Source organism: Paraburkholderia sp. SECH4 (assembly GCF_030511745.1).
GTDB classification, from domain to species: Bacteria; Pseudomonadota; Gammaproteobacteria; order Burkholderiales; family Burkholderiaceae; genus Paraburkholderia; species Paraburkholderia madseniana.
On record NZ_JALOCP010000017.1, the window covers coordinates 1 to 18046 of the forward strand.

Below are 18046 nucleotides of genomic sequence, written 5' to 3' on the forward strand. Positions count from 1 at the left end.
GTGGCACGCTCACATTCCTGTGGACGATGGCAGGCATCGAACAACCCTAAACGACTCCTGTCCCACGTCTCGCTCGGAAGTTGACATTCGCTGAATGCTGAAACGACGGATCTCGGATGACTGCAATGGGTGATAACGGCGTGAATGAGACTGATGCGATAAACGACTTCCGCGTACAGGGCCTAAAATTATAAATAGCGCCAGTCCCTTTGTGTGGGGCGGCTCGCCCTATCCTCTTCTGTCAACGGCAGGCGGCCATGAACACTCACGATGCGCCTTTTGTTCGCCCGGTGCTGGCTGCACTTTGCGTGGCCTCGCTCGCCACACTCGCCGCGTGCGGCGGAAGCGCCTGCTTCGGCTTCGACGGCTGTAGCGGCGGAAACGGGACGCCGAACGTCGCCGTATCCGGCACGGCAGCCATCGGCAAGGCGCTCGCCAGCGCGACGGTTAGCCTCAGTTGCGCGTCGGGTTCGGGCTCCACCCTGTCAGACGGCGGTGGACACTACAGCACGACCCTCAACGCCACGCTTCCCTGCATCCTCACCGTGACCGCCGGCGGCACGACCCTGCATTCGCTGGCATTTGCCGGCGGCACTTTCAATACGACGCCTGAGACCGAACTGATGCTCGTCTATCTCGCTTCGCAACTTGGCACAAACGAGACCAGTCTGATTGCGAACTTCCAGAACAATTCACAGTTCCAGCGGGTGCTGGAAAATCAGACCGATGTACTGGCTGCGCAAACGGCAGTTGTCGCGAATCTGCAGCAGCGATATGCGGTCACGCTGACGGCACCGGCGTTTCTGACGACGCCGTTTGTCGTCGGGCAAGCAGGGGTGGACAGCGATCTCGGCGCGCTGGCGACAGCAGGCGCCATCGACGTCAATGGCATGCCCGATCCGGCTGCCGTCTCGCTGCTGTCCGCGGCGGGTCTCGCCCATCCGCTCACAACGACGTCCACACCTTCATCCGGCACTGGCGGAACAGGGAGCGCCCCCGGCGGCATGATGTGAACTGAGGCAGTTTGAGGCTGGCGTCATCAGGCAGAGGTCGGCCAGGAACGATCCATCGTCGTTGGACTCTCGCTCCGCATTCACTGCGCCGTGACCGCCATTTCGTCTGGACCAGCGACGAGAGTCCCGACACATCTGGACGCGACGTCTTCAAGCAAGCTGTAGCGGTCGTGCCCAGATGAATTTGCGCCGGCGGGTGCCTTTGCCGGCGCACACTGCTGCTGCGCCCTGAGACAGGGCTAAACCAGTTCCGCTTCAGGCTTCCTTAGAAGCGCGTGCGCAACCCGACCGTGCCGACCACCTGGTTTGCCGTCGACGACGCACCACCCGACGTATTAATGAAGGCGACAACGTTTTGGCCGATTGCGTGCTGATACATGGCTTCGGCGTAAACATCCGTGCGCTTGGAAAACGCGTAGACAGCTTGCAAGTTGACCTGATTCCACTTCGGATCCTTGCCGTACTGCGTACCGGTCGCATTAAACGCGCCTGACAGATGGGCATCGGTGTACGTGTCAGTGATGCCCAGCGTAATCGCCGGTGTCAGCGTGTACTTGGCGTTCAGTTCATAGTTGTTGAAGCGCTGCGAACCGTTGTTGAGGTTGAACGATTGCGTGCCCTGATAAAAGCTGTTCGTATACACGAAGCCGACCACTGCCGGGCCGAAGGTGTAGTTCAGACCCGCGCCGATCGTGCGCTGAACGTTCGCCCCGAACCGGAAGCCAGCCGTCTGGGCAGGCGCTTCGCCGAGGTCAACTGCGCCGCTGGTGTTCACTTGGGGGGCAGCGCCGTTGCCGTTGATCTGCAGGTAGCCGGCGGCCATCTTGAACGGGCCAAACTCGTAGCTTGCGCCCGCGCTGTAAGCACGGTTCAGCGTGAAGTCAGTGTTGTTGGAGAACGCGTAGAGGCCGCCGAACTTCAGGCCTGCATAATTGCTGCTCGTGTACTTAACCGCGTTGCTCATCCGCAGCGTGTGGTTCAGGTTGTCGTTGTCAAACGGGTGCGCGAAGCCCGTGTCGCCGAACGTGCCGGCCGTACCGGACAGCGGTGCCACGAAGTCCACCAGTGAGTCATACTGGCGGCCCAGCGTCACCGTACCGAAATCGCTGCTGCTCAGGCCGACAAACGCCTGACGACCAAACATCCGGCTGTTCTGGCCGAGCTTACCGTTCTGCACGTTGAAGCCGTTTTCCAGCACGAAAATGGCCTTCAGGCCGCCACCGAGGTCTTCGGCGCCACGCAGACCGAACCGGCTGCCGTTAATGGTGCCGCTGGTTGCCTGAAACAGGCCGCCGTGCGAAGTGGCGGAGGTCTTGACGTTGTTGGTATACATCAGGCCGGCATCGATCAGGCCGTACAGGGTGACCGAACTCTGTGCATGGGCGGCCGATGCGGCGAGTGCAGCGGATACGGCGAGAGCTACGGGGATCTTTTTCATGAATTAACTCCAGCGGATTGCGATTCAGGCGGAAAACAGCGGCGCGAGTATAAGAGGCAGGTAGCCTCATGATGTCATTTCCGGGCTGGATTTCACCGTTACGTTTTGCTGAGATAATTCGTCATAAATCCGAAATAATTCTGGCGAAATCCCTGCCAGAAAAGGCGCGGTGCTGTTTTTCATCCCATCCGGGACGCATCCGGGACGCATCGCCGTTGTATTGAAGCGACGGCATCAGGTTAGCCGGCATCCCACCACTGACATGACATCTGACAGCGCCCATCTGTATCTGGCTTTGACACAACGACACGCACGCCGACACCTCGATCTGGCCTCGACATGTTGCCGGTACGTTTTGACAAACCGAGGTACAGATGCCTCGGCTGTTCGCTGGCACGACCGTTCGTCGAGATAGAGCTAAACGTTAGACAAATGGTCGTTCAGGCTTCGCTGACCGTGCGTAGTCGGGATGGTGAGCGGCCGCTCTTTTTGCGAGGTTGGGACATTCGGAGAAGCATCCGGCCGTGCTGCTGAAGATCTACATCTACGGCTATCTGAACCGGGTTCAGTCGAGCCGCCGCCTGGAACGCGAATGCCAACGCAATGTTGAATTGATGTGGCTCACCGGCCGTCTTGCGCCGGACTTCAAGACCATAGCTGACTTCCGCTGTGACAACGGCACCGGCATCCGCAACGTATGTCGCCGCTTCGTCTGCTGCGATGATTGGGAGCGAATGAGTTTGTTGAGTTCGGCTCCTGACTTCGGGTCTTGACTTCGTTGGCGCACTCGCTCAGCTGGTTCCCTTACTTGGATTCCTGTGCCTCATTCTTGATCGCCTGGCCTCCCTTCGAAATGTCCTGGCCTGCGCCCGCCATCGTGTTGCAGCCGCCGAGAACTACGGTACCAGCAATCAGCATCCATGCAATCAATCGAATCATTATCTTCCCCTTGTTCAAATCAGGATCGGACCAGATTAATTTTAGACGATTTTGCCGTCGGCGCTGCCTGTTTCGCCTGTTGGCATCGCTTGACGCGGCATCCGGTGAAGTTCGTTAAGTCTGCTAGGGGTTCCCTTTGATTATGCGTTTTACGGGAGTAGCACGATCTTGGTCTCATGCCGATGCGCTCGTGGAAACCGGCGTTTTGCCCTGTTCCCTTCATTTCGGAAAACGTGGCGTTACCCGTCGATTGGTACGTCGAACCGCGTCCGACAACCTGGGCATTTGAATGGCTCGAAGTTACCTTGCGCCGGCAATGCTGCGAGCGGCTGCTCCTCGCCGGCGAGGTAGCAGACTGGGCATGGAAACGCTTCGTGCGATCGAAGTCGGTGCCACCGATCGACAAACCGCTGAATATCGATAGGCTGGGTGCCGTTCGCTTCGAGGTGGTCGAGAAGCACGTGGAACAGAGCGGGGCTTTGCATTGAGACCTCTGCGGCAATTTCCAGCCATCGTAGCATCCGCCACCCATGCGCGGCCCGCGCTCAAGCAGTTCCGCGCGCAAGCCACCGTGGATGTTCAGTGCTAGTGTAGTGGTGGGGATTTTTCCCAGTCACCGGGAGAACGCGATGCCGTCAGACCCCGCCACAAAATCCGCCGAGCCACCTTCGCCGCGAGACAAGCCGCTTCCTGCCGCGGCGCCGCAGGCCGAGTCATCTGCACGGGACGCAGATAAAGACGAGCCGGTACCGCATGAGCGCCCGCCAGTCCGATCAGACGACAACTGACTTTCCGCCGCGCCCTCGGTTTAACGGAAGGGTTCGTGTGTGCGGAGGTCAGAGGTCTCTCGACAGGTAGTAGCTACGCACCAGTGAAATCTGAGAGCGACTCGACTGCCTATCTCGGCCGGACTTTCGAAGGTCCGTTCTGCTCAGTTAGCTGCCCTTGCCCTGCTCGAAGGACGCTGCGGCGGTTTCGTCCATGACGTTGGTCACGCGCTGCACCGATTGCGTGTTCTCATCCATCGCAGCGCCGGACGCTTGACGAACTCGGCGCCGGCTCGCACGCCCCCCTCGAAGTCCTGGATAGTCAGTGTTGTCGCCTCCTCCGGAGCGTCGGCGGCGAAATGGCGTTTCGGTCGCGCGGAAGATCTACTGATCGATCTTTCGTGTGACGCTCGATTGCGGTTCGCTGTATGCCAACCTCCTTCGCCTCTGTGCAAACATTTGTGCGCGCTGGAACAAGTATGCGGAATTTCGTCTATCTACCCTTGCGCTGGTGCGATGCAACAAGGCGTACATGGTGTGGGCCATTGCCATCTGCCGCTCAGGGAGTTCCGGGATGTATATCAATCTTGTCGATCACGGGCATGGAGTGCTGCGCGCAGGCGGTCTTGCCCGCCGCTGGCGCGAGCTGGTTCTTGGCGCCGTCAGTCTGCTGGCGCTGCTGATCTCGAGTCACGCACAGGCTGCCGCGCCGGCGCCTGCCGAATGCGCGGCGCTGCAGGCGAAATACCCGCAATTCAAGGGCAAGACGCTAATCAACGCGATCAACCCACACACGCCGGGCTATGAAGCGCTGGACCCGAACGACCCGAGTAAATACATCGGCTTCGACATCGACCTCGGCGAAGCGATCGGCAACTGTCTTGGCTTCAAGATGGCGTACAAGCCTGTCTCGTTCGCGGCGCTGCTGACCACGCTGCAAAGCGGCCAGGCCGACATCGTAATCTCCGACATCTATGCGACCGAGGAGCGCGCGAAGGCGGCGGACTTCATCACCTATTCGAAAGTGTTCGACGGCGTGCTCGTCGCGAAGGGAAATCCGAAGAAGATCAGCGGCATCAACCCGACAATGTGCGGCACGACTGCCGCAGAGAACACCGGCTACGTTGAAGTGCCGCTGATCCAGAATCTTGCGCCGGCCTGCAAGGCGGCGAACAAGTCGGAAGCGGCCGTGCAGCTGTATGACAACAACGCGAACGCGATCCAGGCGATTCTCTCGGGCCGCGCGGACACGTACATCAACGATGTGAACACGGTGGACCAGGCGGTCAAGGCGTATCCGAACCAACTCGAAAAGGCTAGTGCAGTGACACTGCCGTATTCGATCGGTATCGGCGTTCCGAAAACTAATCCGGCAATGCGCGCAGCCGTGATGGCAGCGCTTGTCGCGATCCAGAAGGCCGGCATCCAGACTGACTTGCTGAAGAAGTGGTCGCTCGGTGTTGAAAACCTCGAAACCCCCAAGCTGATTGCCTCGAACTGATGAATCTGTTTCTGCACTATCTCGGTCTGCCGTATCTGCTGAGCGGCATCGGTTTTACGATCGCAGTCACGGCCCTCGGGCTCGCGGGCGGTCTGATCGTGGGACTGGTGCTCGCGAGCATGCAACTGAGCAAGGTGGGGCCGCTCGCCGCGATCGCGCGCGGCTACACAGTGATTTTTCGCGGCACGCCGCTGATTCTGCAACTCGTGTTCGCGTACGACGCGCTGCCGCACATCGGGCTGAAGTTGAGCGCGATGGGCGCAGCGGGTCTCGCGCTCGCGGCGAACGAGGGGCCGTTCATCGCGGAGATCCTGCGCGCTGGCGTGCTCGGCATCGACCGCGGGCAACTGCTCGCGGGGCAGGCGCTCGGCATGACGCCGACCGTGCTGCTGCGCCGTGTGATCGCGCCGCAGGCCATCCGCACGATGATCCCGGCGCTCGGGAACGAGTCGGTCAGCGCGTTGAAAAACTCGTCCCTGGCCTCCGTGATCGCGGTCGACGAACTGACCTTGCGCAGCACCCAGCTCGCGTCGTCGACGTTCGATTTCTTTTCGATCTTCTTCGCGTCCGGGCTGATGTATCTCGTGCTGACAGGCGTGATCGCCGCGATCCAGTTGTTCGCCGAAACCGCGCTCGATCTCGATCGTAGCCCGTCCGGGCGCTTCGCACGGCTGCTGCCGTGGCGCCGCGCCGGGATTGCGGCGAACTCGACCGGCGCGGCCCCGACGTTACCCGTCGATGCGCCGTTCGGACCGACGCCGTCGCCCATGCCCAACGCGGATGACCTTCACGCAGAGCGCGCGCAGCGCTACACGGCGCTCCAAAAGCAGAGCGCGACCGTGCAGGTGAAGGGTCTGCGCAAGCGTTACGGCGGGCAGACGGTACTCGACGGTTTCGACCTCACAGTCCGCTTCGGCGAGGTTATTGCGCTGCTCGGGCCAAGCGGATCGGGCAAAAGCACGCTGCTGCGCTGTATCAATCACCTGGAGCAGTGGGATTCGGGGGAAATCCGCATCGCCGGCAAGCGCCTCGGTTTTCGGGTCGATGGTCAGCAGATGACCCAGGGCGATATCGCCAACGAGCGTGCGAGTGCCGGTGTCGGCATGGTGTTCCAGCATTTCAACCTGTTCAGTCATCTGACGGCGTGCGAGAACATCGCGGGGCCGTTGCGCTGGGTGCACGGCATGGCGCCCGCCGATGCCGAGCGCCGCGCGCGCGAACTGCTCGAACGCGTCGGCCTCAGTCATCGCGCCGATGCGTTGCCGCGCCATCTGTCCGGTGGCCAACAGCAGCGCGTCGCGATCGCCCGCGCGCTTGCGCCCAATCCTCGCGTGCTGCTGCTCGACGAACCGACGTCCGCGCTCGACCCCGAACTCGTCGGCGAAGTACTCGACGTAATCCAGCGGCTCGTGAACGAAGGCGGTCTGACGATGATCATCTCAACGCACCAGTTACGCTTCGCCGATCAGGTCGCGGATCGCGTCGTGTTCATGAGCGGCGGCGCGGTGGTCGAACAGGGGCCTGCGCACGAAGTGCTCACACACCCACGCCATCCTTTGACGGCGCGATTCTTGAGCGTGATGGGCGCCGACGACCGACTCAAAGTCGCGTCGTGACGGCACGCGCCATTCAGCATCGCCCGGCCCTTTGCGCCCGGCGCCTTACGAGGTTCGAACAAACATGAAGCACCATACTCTCCCCGTGTCGCCCGAAACGGTTCACTGGGGTTACTTCAGCAAAAAAGTCGAGCCGGCGTTGACGGTGCGCTCCGGCGACCGGATCACGATCGAGACGCTGACACACCATGCAAACGACGATCACGAACGCATGGTCGCGGGCGACCCCGGCGCCGAAAGCATCTTTCACTGGACCCGGGAGCACAAGGCCATGCCGCGCCGCGGCGCGGGGCCAACCGACGGACCCTTTACGCTAGGTTCGGGCGAAGGTGTCGGCGTGCATCTGCTGACCGGGCCGGTCGCGATTGAAGGGGCCGAGCCCGGCGACGTGCTCGAAGTGCGGATTCTCGACGTACGGCCGAGGCCGAGCTGCAATGCGTGTTATCGCGGCCGTTGTTTCGGTTCGAACGTCGCCGCATCCTGGGGCTTCCACTATCGCGATCTGATCGAGGAGCCGAAGCCGCGTGAAGTCGTGACGATCTTCGAGCTCGATACCTCCGGCGAGCCGTTCGCACGTGCGGTCTACAACTACGTGTGGACGCCGCAGACCGATCCGGACGGCGTCGTTCATGCGATGATCGATTATCCGGGCGTGAAGGTCGATCATTCGCTGGTTCGCAAGCGAGAGAACATCCTGTCGAACGTGAAGGTGCCGGCCAGGCTGCATTTCGGCACGATGGGGCTGGCGCCGACGGAGGCCGACTACGTCAGCTCCAATCCACCCAGCTACACCGGCGGCAATATCGACGACTGGCGTGTCGGCAAGGGGGCGCGGATGTATTACCCGGTCGCCGTCGAAGGCGCATTCTTTTCGGTCGGCGATCCGCATGCGGCTCAGGGCGACAGCGAGCTCGGCGGTACCGCGATCGAGACCTCGTTGACGGGGGACTTCGAATTCGTGCTGCACAAAAAGAACGACCTGGGCGGCACGATCCTCGAAGGCCTCACGCACCCGATGCTGGAAACCGACGACCAATGGTCGGTGTACGGCTTCACCTTCCCGAACTACCTGGCGGCACTCGGCCCGGCCGGACAGATCGAGGTGGCGCAGCACTCCAGCCTCGACAAGGCGATGCGCGACGCGTTTCGCAAGCTGCGCCGCTTCCTGATGACCGTACACAGGCTGAGCGAGGACGAGGCCATCGCGCTGATGTCGGTCGCCGCGGATTTCGGCGTCACGCAAGTCGTCGACGGCAACTGGGGCGTACATGGCTCGATTCGCAAGAATGTCTTCGTCGACGGCGCGGGGGACTGAGCGTTCCCGTGTGGGCCGCGAGGCGATGCGGAGCCCACAAGGGCTGGCGTGCCGGATGCATCGGTACGGTGCATATGCGCGCTGCTGGTGCGGTCTCGCGCACGACTGTGGCGGCCTCGCGCGCGCTGCCGCTCAGGGCCGGCCGGGCATCATCGATGCAGTCGACGTGCGATGGCGCGAATATTGCTCTTCTGCGATGACCCGTCCGGCTCCCCGAATCCATCCAAGGGTAGCGGGCGCCCTGCGACGCGCTCGCGCCGCAGGCATCGGCCCTGGAGTCCACTTGGATCTGCTGCGCTTTACTACCGAATCCTATCCGGAAGTCGAACGGCTGCGCGCCTGGCGGGAAGCGCTCGACAGGATGGGATGGCGTAGCGGCGCGATACCTCCGGCACGAGCGTTGCACGGGACGATCCAGACGCAGCGGTCGGTCGGGGGCTTCGATCTGAGCCTGCTGGCGTCCGTTGCGCAGACGCTCGAGCCGAATGCTGCCGGCGGCGACAGCGTGCTGATCATGCTGCACCTTGACGGCGTGGCGACGCTGCTCGCCGACGGCCGACGCCAGCCCCTGACGTTGAACGACCTCGTCTATCTGCCGTCACGCGAGGGTTGCTCGCTGGTTTTCGCCACGGATTTCCGCGCCTTTGTCGTGCGTATACCGCGTGCGGCGATCAGAGGGCGGCTGCTTGCGCCGTCGTCGATGTGTGCCGGGCGGATCGCCGGAGATGCCGGCATCGGACATGTGTTTTCCGGTTTTCTGGCGTCGCTGGCGGAAAGCGTGGACACGTTGTCGGCCAACGAGTTGCGTCCGCTTGAACTCGCGCTGATTGAGTTCCTGGTAGCGATTCTCGCAGTGCATCAGCGCGAAACGCCGATCAGCGGGCTGACATCGTCGCAGGCGGCCATCTTCTCGCGCGTTTGCCGCAGTATCGATGAGCGGCTCAGCGACCCGAAAATCAGTCTCGCGCTTCTCGCCACAGAAGAGCGCGTCTCGCAGCGCTACCTGCAAAAGCTGTTCGAAACCGCTGGCCAGAGCTTCTCCACCTATTTGCGGCTGCGCCGCCTCGAACGTTGCAGGGCCGAACTAGTCGATCCGCTACACGAAAAGATGTCGATCTCGGATATCTGCTTCCGTTGGGGTTTCAACGATCCCGCGCATTTCAGCCGTGCGTTTCGCGACCAGTATCACACCTCGCCGCGTGCCTTCCGTAACGAAGCGAGCCTGGATCTGGCCCGGCATCTGGTGCAGCGCATTTCGCGCGGACTGCCGTTCAACACGGAAGCGCTGCTGCTCCATGCGCAAGCCGCGGCGCAGGCCAGCGCGCAAGCGCGGCCGCGGGAAGCAACGCTCGACGATGCGGGTACGGTCGTGGCCAGCCCCACCGTCGAGACGCGGACCGAGTCCACAAGGGGCGTCGCCCGCCGGCCGGGCAAGCCGCGCCACCACCTGTTGCGTGCGACGGCAAACACGGTGCACTGGGGCTATTTTTCGCACGACCTGAAGCCGGTGCTCGAAGTCGACAGCGGCGATACCGTGACGATAGAGACGCTGACGCAGCATGCATCGGACGACTGGGCGCGCATGGTTGCCGGTGACCCAGGCGCCGAAAGCGTGTTCCACTGGACCGCAGAGCGCAAGAACGTGAACCGGCGCGGTGCCGGACCGATCGATGCATCGATCTACGGACGCGGCGCCGGCGAAGGGTTCGGGGTGCATATCTGCACTGGTCCGATCGCGGTGCGCGGCGCCGAACCGGGCGACGTATTGGAAGTCAGGATTCTCGATGTACATCCGCGGCGCTGCGCGAATCCGCAATTCAGCGGGCGCGCGTTCGGCAGCAATGCGGCCGCGTGGTGGGGCTTCCATTACCGCGAGCTGTTGACCGAGCCTAAACCGCGCGAAGTTGTCACGATTTATGAACTCGACGCCGAGCCGCAGCCGCACGACGGTCCGCCATATGCACGTGCGGTCTACAACTACCGCTGGACGCCGCAGCGCGATCCGTTCGGTGTGGTGCATCCAACGATCGATTATCCGGGCGTGCCCGTCGACCATTCGACGGTCGAGGAGAATCACGGGATCCTGAAGGGTGTCAAGATTCCCGTGCGCCCGCATTTCGGCCTGATCGCGGTCGCGCCGCAACAGGACGGCCTCATCGATTCGATCCCGCCGTCCGCGTTCGGCGGCAACTTGGACAACTGGCGCGTCGCGCAGGGCGCAAGCGTCTATCTGCCGATTGGCGTTCCCGGCGCGTTGCTGTCAGTCGGGGATCCGCACGCGTCGCAGGGCGATTCGGAGCTGTGTGGGACCGCCATCGAATGCTCGCTGACCGGCGACTTCCAACTGGTGTTGCACAAGAGAGCGACTCTTGCCGGTCAACCGTATGCGGACCTCACGTATCCGCTCGTCGAAACCCCCGAAGAGTGGGTGCTGCACGGCTTCAGCCATGCAAACTATCTGACTGAATTCGGCACGCACGCGCAGAGCAAGGTCTACGAGAAGTCGACGCTAGACCTGGCGATGCGTGACGCGTTCATCAAGACACGCCGCTTTCTGATGACGACCAAGGGTCTCACCGAAGATGAAGCAATCTCGTTGATGTCGGTTGCGGTCGACTTCGGCGTGACACAGGTTGTCGACGGCAACTGGGGGATGCACGCGATTATCCGCAAGGCCTTGTTCGCGGATTAATTATTGTGTGACGTTCGCTATGGCGCTGCCAGGCGTCGTACGCGTACGACGCTTTTCTTTGTTCATGGAGTTACGGTAGATGGATTTATCGACGAGATTCTGGATGGTTGAGGATGCGCCTACGCCAGTCGGTCCCTTTTCTCATGCCACCGAGCAGCACGGCTGGGTGTTTCTCACTGGCCAGATGCCGACATCGCCTGACGATGACAACGCCCCGCTTCCCGAAGGTGTTGCCGCACAGACAACCCGGGTGATGGACAATCTGGTTCTCGTGTTAAAGGGGATCGGGCTTGGGCTCGAAGATGTCGTCTCCGCGCGGATCTTTCTGACCGAGTTCAAACGCGATTACGCGGCGATGAACGCGGTCTATGCTGCCTATTTCCCGCCTGCGAAATTGCCGGCGCGGACTTGCATCGGCGTGACTGGATTGGCGCGTGACGCGCTCGTCGAAATTGACTTTATTGCACACAGGCAGACTTCAGCAGCCGCTTGATATCGGTGGGCGGATGTTGACCATTCCGGTGCCGGATTCATGACTGTCAGCAGCGGGTCGGCCGTTCTTCTTGCCTGGGCCGTCTGGATGAGTCGGGAGCACTCATTCGTGCCCCACGCCCGACTACCTGGAAATCTTCTCCAGCTCGAGCCCCTTCGTCCGCGGCCCCATCAAGCCGATCACCAGCATCACAATCAGCATTGCCCCGGCGATGAACACAAACACACCAGTCGTCCCGAAGTGCTTCAACACGGCAGCGATCAGAAAGGCCGTGAAAATCGCCGAGAAGCGGCTCCACGAATAGACGAAACCCACCGCCCGCGCGCGGATACTTGTCGGAAAAAGCTCGGTCTGATACGCATGGTAGCTGTACGAAATGATGTTGCCCGCGAGCGTCAGACACACACCAAGGCTCACCAGCAACACCGCACCAGACGCCTGGCTGAACCACAAACCGCACACGATATTCACCGCCGCCATTACCACGATCACCGTCTTGCGCTCGAAGCGGTCTCCGATGAAAAGTCCGATCACCGGACCGATAGGCGCGGCCAACGCGATCACGCTCGAGTACATCAGGCTCGTGGTGATCGTAATGCCCTGCTTGATCAGCAGCGTCGGCACCCAGTTCGCAAAGCCGTAAAAACCGACAGTCTGGAAGATATTGAAGATCGTCATCATCAGCGTGCGGCTGCGGTACGGCGGCACCCACATATCGCGGAAGCTGCCGCGCGGCGCGACCGGCGCGGGCGGCGCCGGCGGCGGCAGTTCACGGCCGTATTCGCTGCGTACTTTCGCTTCGAGTTCGCTCATCACGCGATCGGCTTCGGCGAGACGCCCTTGTTGCGCAAGCCAACGCGGGCTTTCCGGCAACGCGCGCCGGATCCACCAGACAAACAGCGCACCGTGTGCGCCGATCAGCACCACCCAGCGCCAGCCGTCGAGGCCGAACAGCGTGCGCGGCACCAATAGATAAGAGAGAAAAGCCACCACCGGGACGGCCGTAAAACCAACGGCCTGCTCGCATGCGAAAGCGCGGCCACGAATCTGCTTGGGCACCAGCTCCGAGATATATGTGCCGATCGTCACGAGTTCGACGCCGATACCGACGCCCGCCACGAAGCGCCAGAAGTTCAAACCCGTCGCCGTTTCCTGAAACGCCATTACGACGTTGGCCGCCGTGTACCACAGCAGCGAATACGTGAACACGGCGCGGCGGCCGAAGCGATCCGCCAGAAAGCCGCATGCGATCGTGCCGATGAACAGCCCGCTGAACAGTGCGGCGATGAAACTCGCGACGCCGGTCGAGCCGAACAGGCCGTGCGTCGTCGCGGTCAGCAGGCCGCTTTTGACGAGGCCAGGCGCGACGTAGCCCGAGTACAGCAGGTCGTAGAGTTCGAAGAAGAAGCCGAGGCTCAGCAGCACCACCAGTTTCCACACAGAGCGCGTGGCGGGCAGTCGGTCGAGGCGCGCGGAGATGCTACCGGCGTCGAGCGTGGTGGATGCAGCGGACGCCGCGGCAGTCGCGCTTGCGGAAGACGCCGCGCCGCCGGCGCTGCGCGCGACGGACCCGGCGTGATCGGGGGATGCCATATTGTTTGTCTCCTGGTGATGCGGGTCATTCAGGCGATGCACGATGATGCTCGCCGCGACCGGTCTTGTGCCGGCCTTGGGTACTTTCGTATGTCACGCGCACCACGATGCCGGGCCGCAAGGTCCGGCCAGCATTCTAGCGGCGCGCGTGCTTCAATTGTTCGAAGGTGGTGATTTTTCCGGCCAGCGCGCTCGCCGCAACGGTGTACGGGCTCGCGAGCCACACGTTGCCCGGCCCCGAGCGGCCAGGGAAATTGCGGTTGATCGCGCTGATCGTCACCTCGCTCGCATCGGCCGACTGGCCTGGTCCGCAGTTCGCGCACGAACCGCAGCCCGGCATCACGAGCGTCACGCCCGCGCGCTCGAAAACCGGCAAATAGCCCTGGTTCTCGCAGTAGGCGCGCACGGCCATGGTGCCGAATTGCAGGAAGAGACGCGTGCCCTCGGGCACATGCATGCCCTGCTCCACGCCCCAGCGCAATACCTCGTGATAGAAGTCGAAGTCTTCGCGCTTGCCCGCCGTACACGAGCCGCCATACGCGATATCGATTGCGACGTCCTGCTTCAGTTGCGGCGCCGGCACGCCATTGCCCGGATCGCCCGGACGCGCGAGCATCGGTTCGATGGCGGTGGCGTCGATGCGGATCGTGTCGCGATACGTGGCGCCCGCATCGCTTTTCATCCAGTTTTCAAGGGCGAAATCGACGCCGCGACGCTCCTTCAGGAACGCCACGGTGCGTTCGTCCGGTTCCACGATGCCCGTGAAGCCGCCCAGTTCCGCGACCATGTTGGTGAGCGTGGCGCGTTCGTCGATCGACATCGCGCGCACCGCGGCGCCGCCATACTCGAACACGAGGCCGATCGCGCCGCCCGAGCGGATCACGTCCATCTGCAAGAGGTGCAGCACGAGGTCCTTCGCAGTGACGCCGTCGCGCAACGTGCCGTCGATTTCAATGCGCAAGGTCTCGGGCACCTTGCAACGCACGTAGCCCGTCACCCAGCTATTGGCGATTTCCGTTGCGCCCGCACCGAATGCAAGGCAGCCGAGCGCGCCGGAATGCGGCGTATGCGAGTCGGTGCCGCATGCAACCTGTCCTGGCAATGCGTACTGCTCGGCCATCAACGCATGACAGATGCCTTCCGAACCCGGCGAGTTGTCGAGCGCGCCGTGCGAGCGCACCGGATAGTCGCGCGAGAACGACGTGTGCCCTTCCATCAGATTGGCAACGCCCGGCAGCAATCCGTCGCGCACGTGCGGAATGCTTTGCGAAGCGAGCACCAGGTGATCCTGGAACGCGATGATGTGATCCGGCGCATGCAGCGGCGCGGGCTTGCCGAACGCGCGATGCATCAGATGCGCGCACATGCCGGTGAAGTAGTCGTGGCTGAAGCGCCAGTCGGCGGCGATGAACACGCCGTCGCCGCGCTGCGCGCTTTCAATGCCGGGATGAAGATGGCGTTCGATGATCTTCTCGACCAGCGTCTTCGGCTCAGGGGCGGTTGCGGTGCTTGCCGCGTTTGCCGGGTTTGCCATTTCCCGCACACGCGGCGCCGGCCAGTTCGCGAACTTGCTGTACGCAAGCAAGCCACCGCTGCGAATGATCTGCTGCGTGAGCGCGTCGCGGCCTTTGAGAAACTCGTCGATCGGCACCGTCTCTCCCGCGATCAGACGATCGAGCACGGAGAAATCGGTGGTCGTGAGAATGCCGATGTTGTCGCAGTTCTGCTGATAGATACGCTCGAAACTCTCCGCGACGATCAGGCGAATGCCCGCCGACAACTCTGCCAACGGGCTCGATTCGCGCGACGACCCCTTGCCGTAGCGCTTGCCCGCCACCGTCACCTGGAAGCCACCGTTCTTGACCGCATGGCGGCCGATCGGCATGCGCTCGCCGGCCTTGAAGCCGACGTACGGATACTGGCCGAGGCGTTCGTCATAGGTGAGCATGACGGTGACCGGTGTGATTTCGTCGGTGGAGACGTTATCGCGCAGCGCACCGGCGGTGGCGCGCGTGAAATTTTCACCGGCAAGTTGCGCCTCGATCACCGCGGGGTCCTGTGACAGGTACAGCACGCGGCCGTCCAGACGAATCGTATCGCTCATGAGCATTCTCCTTGCGCCCACTATACGGCGCGCGCAGGCAATGCCGAAGTGCCGGTCCAGCAACACAGACGTCTCGTTTGGAGAATGGTGCGAGGCGCCCTGCGGGCTAGGGCTTGCTGCCGAGGAACCCCACCAGTGCCGCCGCGCTGGCGCTTAACTGATCTCGCGACTTGAAGATCATGATGAGATGCCGCACCGCCCAGGCGTCGCTCAAGGACAGCAGGCGCACGTCGAGCGCATTCACATAGAGCAGTCCCACCTGCTCGGGCACGATTGCGATGCCGAGACCGGCATGGACCATCCGGCACAGTGCGTCGAGACTGCTGACGCGGATCTTGACGTCGATCTGCCGCCCAGCGCTGGCCGCCTGCTGTGCGAGAAGTTTGGTCAGCGCACTCTCACTGCGCAGGCCGACGAAGCTGTCGTCGAGCAACTCGTCGAAGGCCACGCGCGAAGCGGAGGCCAGACGATGGCCGCCCGGCACCAGCACCGCCAATCGGTCTTCCCGATACGGCACCTGCTCGAAAGCTTCACTGCCCGCCACCGGATTGCAGATGCCAAAGTCGGCGCCGTGTTCGTCGACGATACGCAGCACGTCGGCGCTGTTCTCTTCCTCCAGTTCGATCGACACCTCCGGGAACGCGCGCCCGAAAGCCGCCACGTCCTCCGGCAAAAACTGCACGATCGACGAGAGATTCGCCACCACCCGCACCCGCCCCTTCGCCCCCGAGGAGAAGCGCGACAACTCGGCGCTCATCTGTTCGATGTTGCCGATGATCGCCTGCGCATAGCGCAGCACGGTCTCGCCGACCGGCGTTACCGTAATGCCGCGCGACTGGCGCTGAATCACCGGCAAGCCGATCAGCGCCTCGATTTCAGCAATGCGCCGGCTCACCGCGGACGAGGCGATGAACTCACGCTCAGCCGCGCGCGCGATGTTCTGCTCCTGGCAGACGGCGACGAACAGGCGCAGCGAGGTGAGGTCGAGCTTTTTGAGGAGGTTTTCCATGGTGCTGCGTTTTACATTTGAGAGTGCAAAGGCATTGCCTTTTTCTACATTTGAATAAAGCGGTGACCGCTCCGCGAGCAAAGTCGCCGCCTTTTTAACGCCCGATTTGCCTCTATCCTACCCGTCGGCGTGTCTCGCCCCTGAAGCGGCTGCTTCGAACAATAGGTGAGGTTTGCTATGAGCATCAATGAACGTTGTTACCTACTTCGGCATTGCTCCTGCCATCGTCGTGATCAGCGAGCAGTCCATCCATACGCCTAAGGCAGTGCGATCAGTTTGATTCGAACGCTAGATCGCCTATCGCGCTTCATGCACCTTATGGTCGGCGCTTCTCTCGCGTTCCGCCGCAAACGGCCGCGGACCGGACGCGGGAATGATCTGCAGCAGCATTGAGGCGCTGGCAAAAACGAGCCCGACACCGCACACGCCCGGCCAATGCCACACGCTCCATGCATAGTTGCCAAGCGTCGCGCCGAGCGCCCCGCCCGCAAAGCGGATCGTCATATAGAGCGTGTTGGCGCGACTCATCGCGGTGCTCCGAACTGCCAGATTGCGCGCCATGTTCGAGACATGCGAGCTTTGCAAGCCTAGGTCGAGCAGGACCACGCCGACGATTAGCCCGCCGATGCTCGCGCCTTTCCAGGCAAGCAGCATATACGAGGCGATGAACACGATGCTGGCCACGAAAATGACACGACGCGGATCGTGCCTATCGGTCAGCTTTCCAACGGCATAGGACGCGCTCGCGCCGGCGACACCGACAAGCCCGAACAATCCGGCTGTCTCGCTGCCGTAACTGGCGTTGAGGCCGTGCAGGTGAAACGCGAGCGTCGTCCAGAAGGCGCTGAATGCGGCGAATTGCAACGCCGCGATCGAAGCGGTCTGCCGTACCACGGGCTCCTCGCGCAGCAGCGCAAGCAGCGAACGCATCAACGCACCGTAGCTGCCCGAGAAGGTCGGCTCGACGCGCGGAAGCACGCGCGCAAGCATGACGGCAACGGCCACCATTGCGACTGCCGCGAAGGCGTAGACAGCGCGCCATCCGAAATACGCAGCGATCACGCCCGATACCGTGCGAGAGACGAGGATGCCGCAAAGCAGGCCCAACATCACGATTCCGACGGCCTTGCCGCGGCCTTGGGGTCCTGCAATCTGCGCCGCAAGAGGCGTGAGCAGTTGCGGTGCCACACTTGCCATGCCCGCGGCAAAGCTCGCCGCCACAGCCCAAGGCAGCGTGGGCGCCGCCGCCATCGCAACGAGGGCAACGACGGACGCCGCCAACGTGAACGCGAAGAGCTTGCGAAGCTCGACCTTGTCGCCCAGCGGAATGAACAGGAGCAGGCCGAGCGCATAACCAGCCTGCGCGGCGATGGAAACCACGCCGGCCTGCCCTTCAGCAACCCTGAACGTATGCGCGAAATCGACGAGCAGCGGCTGGTTGTAATAGTTGTTGGCGACGACGAGCCCGGCTGCGAGTGCCATGACCCAGTAGATCGACTGTTTCATCTGCGTCCATCCTTTGCCGGAAATGTTCGAAGAGCTCACGCGCTCCAGGCGTGGCGCGCG

The 18046-nt window shown here is 62.4% G+C and carries 13 protein-coding genes and 1 pseudogene; 8 read left to right on the forward strand and 6 right to left on the reverse strand.

Annotated features, from left to right (window positions below):
* Positions 1–257 precede the first annotated feature (257 nt).
* On the forward strand, positions 258–1013 hold the full coding sequence (locus M0D67_RS22085; RefSeq protein WP_266239638.1) for a hypothetical protein: 756 nt from the start codon (positions 258–260) through the stop codon (positions 1011–1013).
* A gap of 265 nt (positions 1014–1278) precedes the next feature.
* Here M0D67_RS22085 and M0D67_RS22090 read toward each other — a convergent pair whose 3' ends face one another.
* Complete coding sequence (locus M0D67_RS22090) at positions 1279–2451, reverse strand: porin (protein WP_154566171.1); 1173 nt, start codon at positions 2449–2451, stop codon at positions 1279–1281.
* Between the two features lie 497 nt (positions 2452–2948).
* Here M0D67_RS22090 and M0D67_RS22095 point away from each other — a divergent pair.
* Positions 2949–3164 (forward strand): annotated as a pseudogene (locus M0D67_RS22095) (transposase); the annotation flags it as partial.
* Between the two features lie 91 nt (positions 3165–3255).
* Here the strand turns inward: M0D67_RS22095 and M0D67_RS22100 are convergent.
* Positions 3256–3390 (reverse strand): entericidin A/B family lipoprotein, encoded by a 135-nt coding sequence (locus tag M0D67_RS22100; protein ID WP_154566170.1) that lies wholly within the window; start codon positions 3388–3390, stop codon positions 3256–3258.
* A 176-nt stretch (positions 3391–3566) separates the two neighbouring features.
* On the opposite strand from M0D67_RS22100, the gene M0D67_RS22105 reads away from it, so the two are divergent.
* The 6 genes from M0D67_RS22105 (at position 3567) to M0D67_RS22130 (ending at position 11774) form a co-directional block, all read left to right on the forward strand.
* Entirely contained in the window at positions 3567–3878 is a 312-nt protein-coding gene (locus M0D67_RS22105; RefSeq protein ID WP_154566169.1) for a hypothetical protein, read from the forward strand.
* An 853-nt stretch (positions 3879–4731) separates the two neighbouring features.
* Positions 4732–5658 (forward strand): ABC transporter substrate-binding protein, encoded by a 927-nt coding sequence (locus M0D67_RS22110; RefSeq protein ID WP_266239639.1) that lies wholly within the window; start codon positions 4732–4734, stop codon positions 5656–5658.
* Positions 5658–7274 carry an amino acid ABC transporter permease/ATP-binding protein gene (locus tag M0D67_RS22115; RefSeq protein ID WP_266239640.1) on the forward strand — a complete coding sequence of 539 codons (1617 nt, stop codon included), beginning with the start codon at positions 5658–5660 and terminating at the stop codon, positions 7272–7274. Before M0D67_RS22110 ends, M0D67_RS22115 begins: the two co-directional genes overlap by 1 nt.
* 64 nt (positions 7275–7338) lie before the next feature.
* Positions 7339–8589 (forward strand): acetamidase/formamidase family protein, encoded by a 1251-nt coding sequence (locus M0D67_RS22120; RefSeq protein ID WP_171929281.1) that lies wholly within the window; start codon positions 7339–7341, stop codon positions 8587–8589.
* A 283-nt stretch (positions 8590–8872) separates the two neighbouring features.
* Positions 8873–11281: an acetamidase/formamidase family protein gene (locus tag M0D67_RS22125; RefSeq protein ID WP_266239641.1), complete on the forward strand. Its 2409-nt coding sequence runs from the start codon at positions 8873–8875 to the stop codon at positions 11279–11281.
* Positions 11282–11360: 79 nt separating this feature from the next.
* The gene (locus M0D67_RS22130) at positions 11361–11774 is read left to right on the forward strand and encodes a RidA family protein (RefSeq protein ID WP_266239642.1); all 414 of its coding nucleotides are present in this window, start codon (positions 11361–11363) and stop codon (positions 11772–11774) included.
* A 123-nt stretch (positions 11775–11897) separates the two neighbouring features.
* Here M0D67_RS22130 and M0D67_RS22135 read toward each other — a convergent pair whose 3' ends face one another.
* The 4 genes from M0D67_RS22135 to M0D67_RS22150 all read right to left on the reverse strand — a co-directional run bounded on the left by M0D67_RS22135 (position 11898) and on the right by M0D67_RS22150 (position 17986).
* A complete protein-coding gene (locus M0D67_RS22135) occupies positions 11898–13367 on the reverse strand; it encodes an MFS transporter (protein WP_266239643.1) in 1470 nt (489 codons plus the stop codon).
* A gap of 136 nt (positions 13368–13503) precedes the next feature.
* The gene (locus M0D67_RS22140; protein ID WP_266239644.1) at positions 13504–15471 is read right to left on the reverse strand and encodes an aconitase family protein; all 1968 of its coding nucleotides are present in this window, start codon (positions 15469–15471) and stop codon (positions 13504–13506) included.
* Positions 15472–15577: 106 nt separating this feature from the next.
* Positions 15578–16480 carry a LysR family transcriptional regulator gene (locus M0D67_RS22145; RefSeq protein WP_266239645.1) on the reverse strand — a complete coding sequence of 301 codons (903 nt, stop codon included), beginning with the start codon at positions 16478–16480 and terminating at the stop codon, positions 15578–15580.
* A gap of 297 nt (positions 16481–16777) precedes the next feature.
* Positions 16778–17986, reverse strand: coding sequence for an MFS transporter (locus M0D67_RS22150; protein ID WP_266239646.1), 1209 nt, complete (start codon positions 17984–17986; stop codon positions 16778–16780).
* Positions 17987–18046: the final 60 nt, after the last annotated feature.

Bases quoted from the DNA above. Each gene is read 5' to 3' on its own strand.
- M0D67_RS22110 (WP_266239639.1), top strand. From the start codon at position 4,732: ATGTATATCAATCTTGTCGATCACGGGCATGGAGTGCTGCGCGCAGGC.
- M0D67_RS22120 (WP_171929281.1), top strand. From the start codon at position 7,339: ATGAAGCACCATACTCTCCCCGTGTCGCCCGAAACGGTTCACTGGGGT.
- M0D67_RS22145 (WP_266239645.1), bottom strand. From the start codon at position 16,480: ATGGAAAACCTCCTCAAAAAGCTCGACCTCACCTCGCTGCGCCTGTTC.
- M0D67_RS22090 (WP_154566171.1), bottom strand. From the start codon at position 2,451: ATGAAAAAGATCCCCGTAGCTCTCGCCGTATCCGCTGCACTCGCCGCA.
- M0D67_RS22115 (WP_266239640.1), top strand. From the start codon at position 5,658: ATGAATCTGTTTCTGCACTATCTCGGTCTGCCGTATCTGCTGAGCGGC.
- M0D67_RS22140 (WP_266239644.1), bottom strand. From the start codon at position 15,471: ATGAGCGATACGATTCGTCTGGACGGCCGCGTGCTGTACCTGTCACAG.
- M0D67_RS22100 (WP_154566170.1), bottom strand. From the start codon at position 3,390: ATGATTCGATTGATTGCATGGATGCTGATTGCTGGTACCGTAGTTCTC.
- M0D67_RS22085 (WP_266239638.1), top strand. From the start codon at position 258: ATGAACACTCACGATGCGCCTTTTGTTCGCCCGGTGCTGGCTGCACTT.
- M0D67_RS22130 (WP_266239642.1), top strand. From the start codon at position 11,361: ATGGATTTATCGACGAGATTCTGGATGGTTGAGGATGCGCCTACGCCA.
- M0D67_RS22150 (WP_266239646.1), bottom strand. From the start codon at position 17,986: ATGAAACAGTCGATCTACTGGGTCATGGCACTCGCAGCCGGGCTCGTC.
- M0D67_RS22105 (WP_154566169.1), top strand. From the start codon at position 3,567: ATGCCGATGCGCTCGTGGAAACCGGCGTTTTGCCCTGTTCCCTTCATT.
- M0D67_RS22135 (WP_266239643.1), bottom strand. From the start codon at position 13,367: ATGGCATCCCCCGATCACGCCGGGTCCGTCGCGCGCAGCGCCGGCGGC.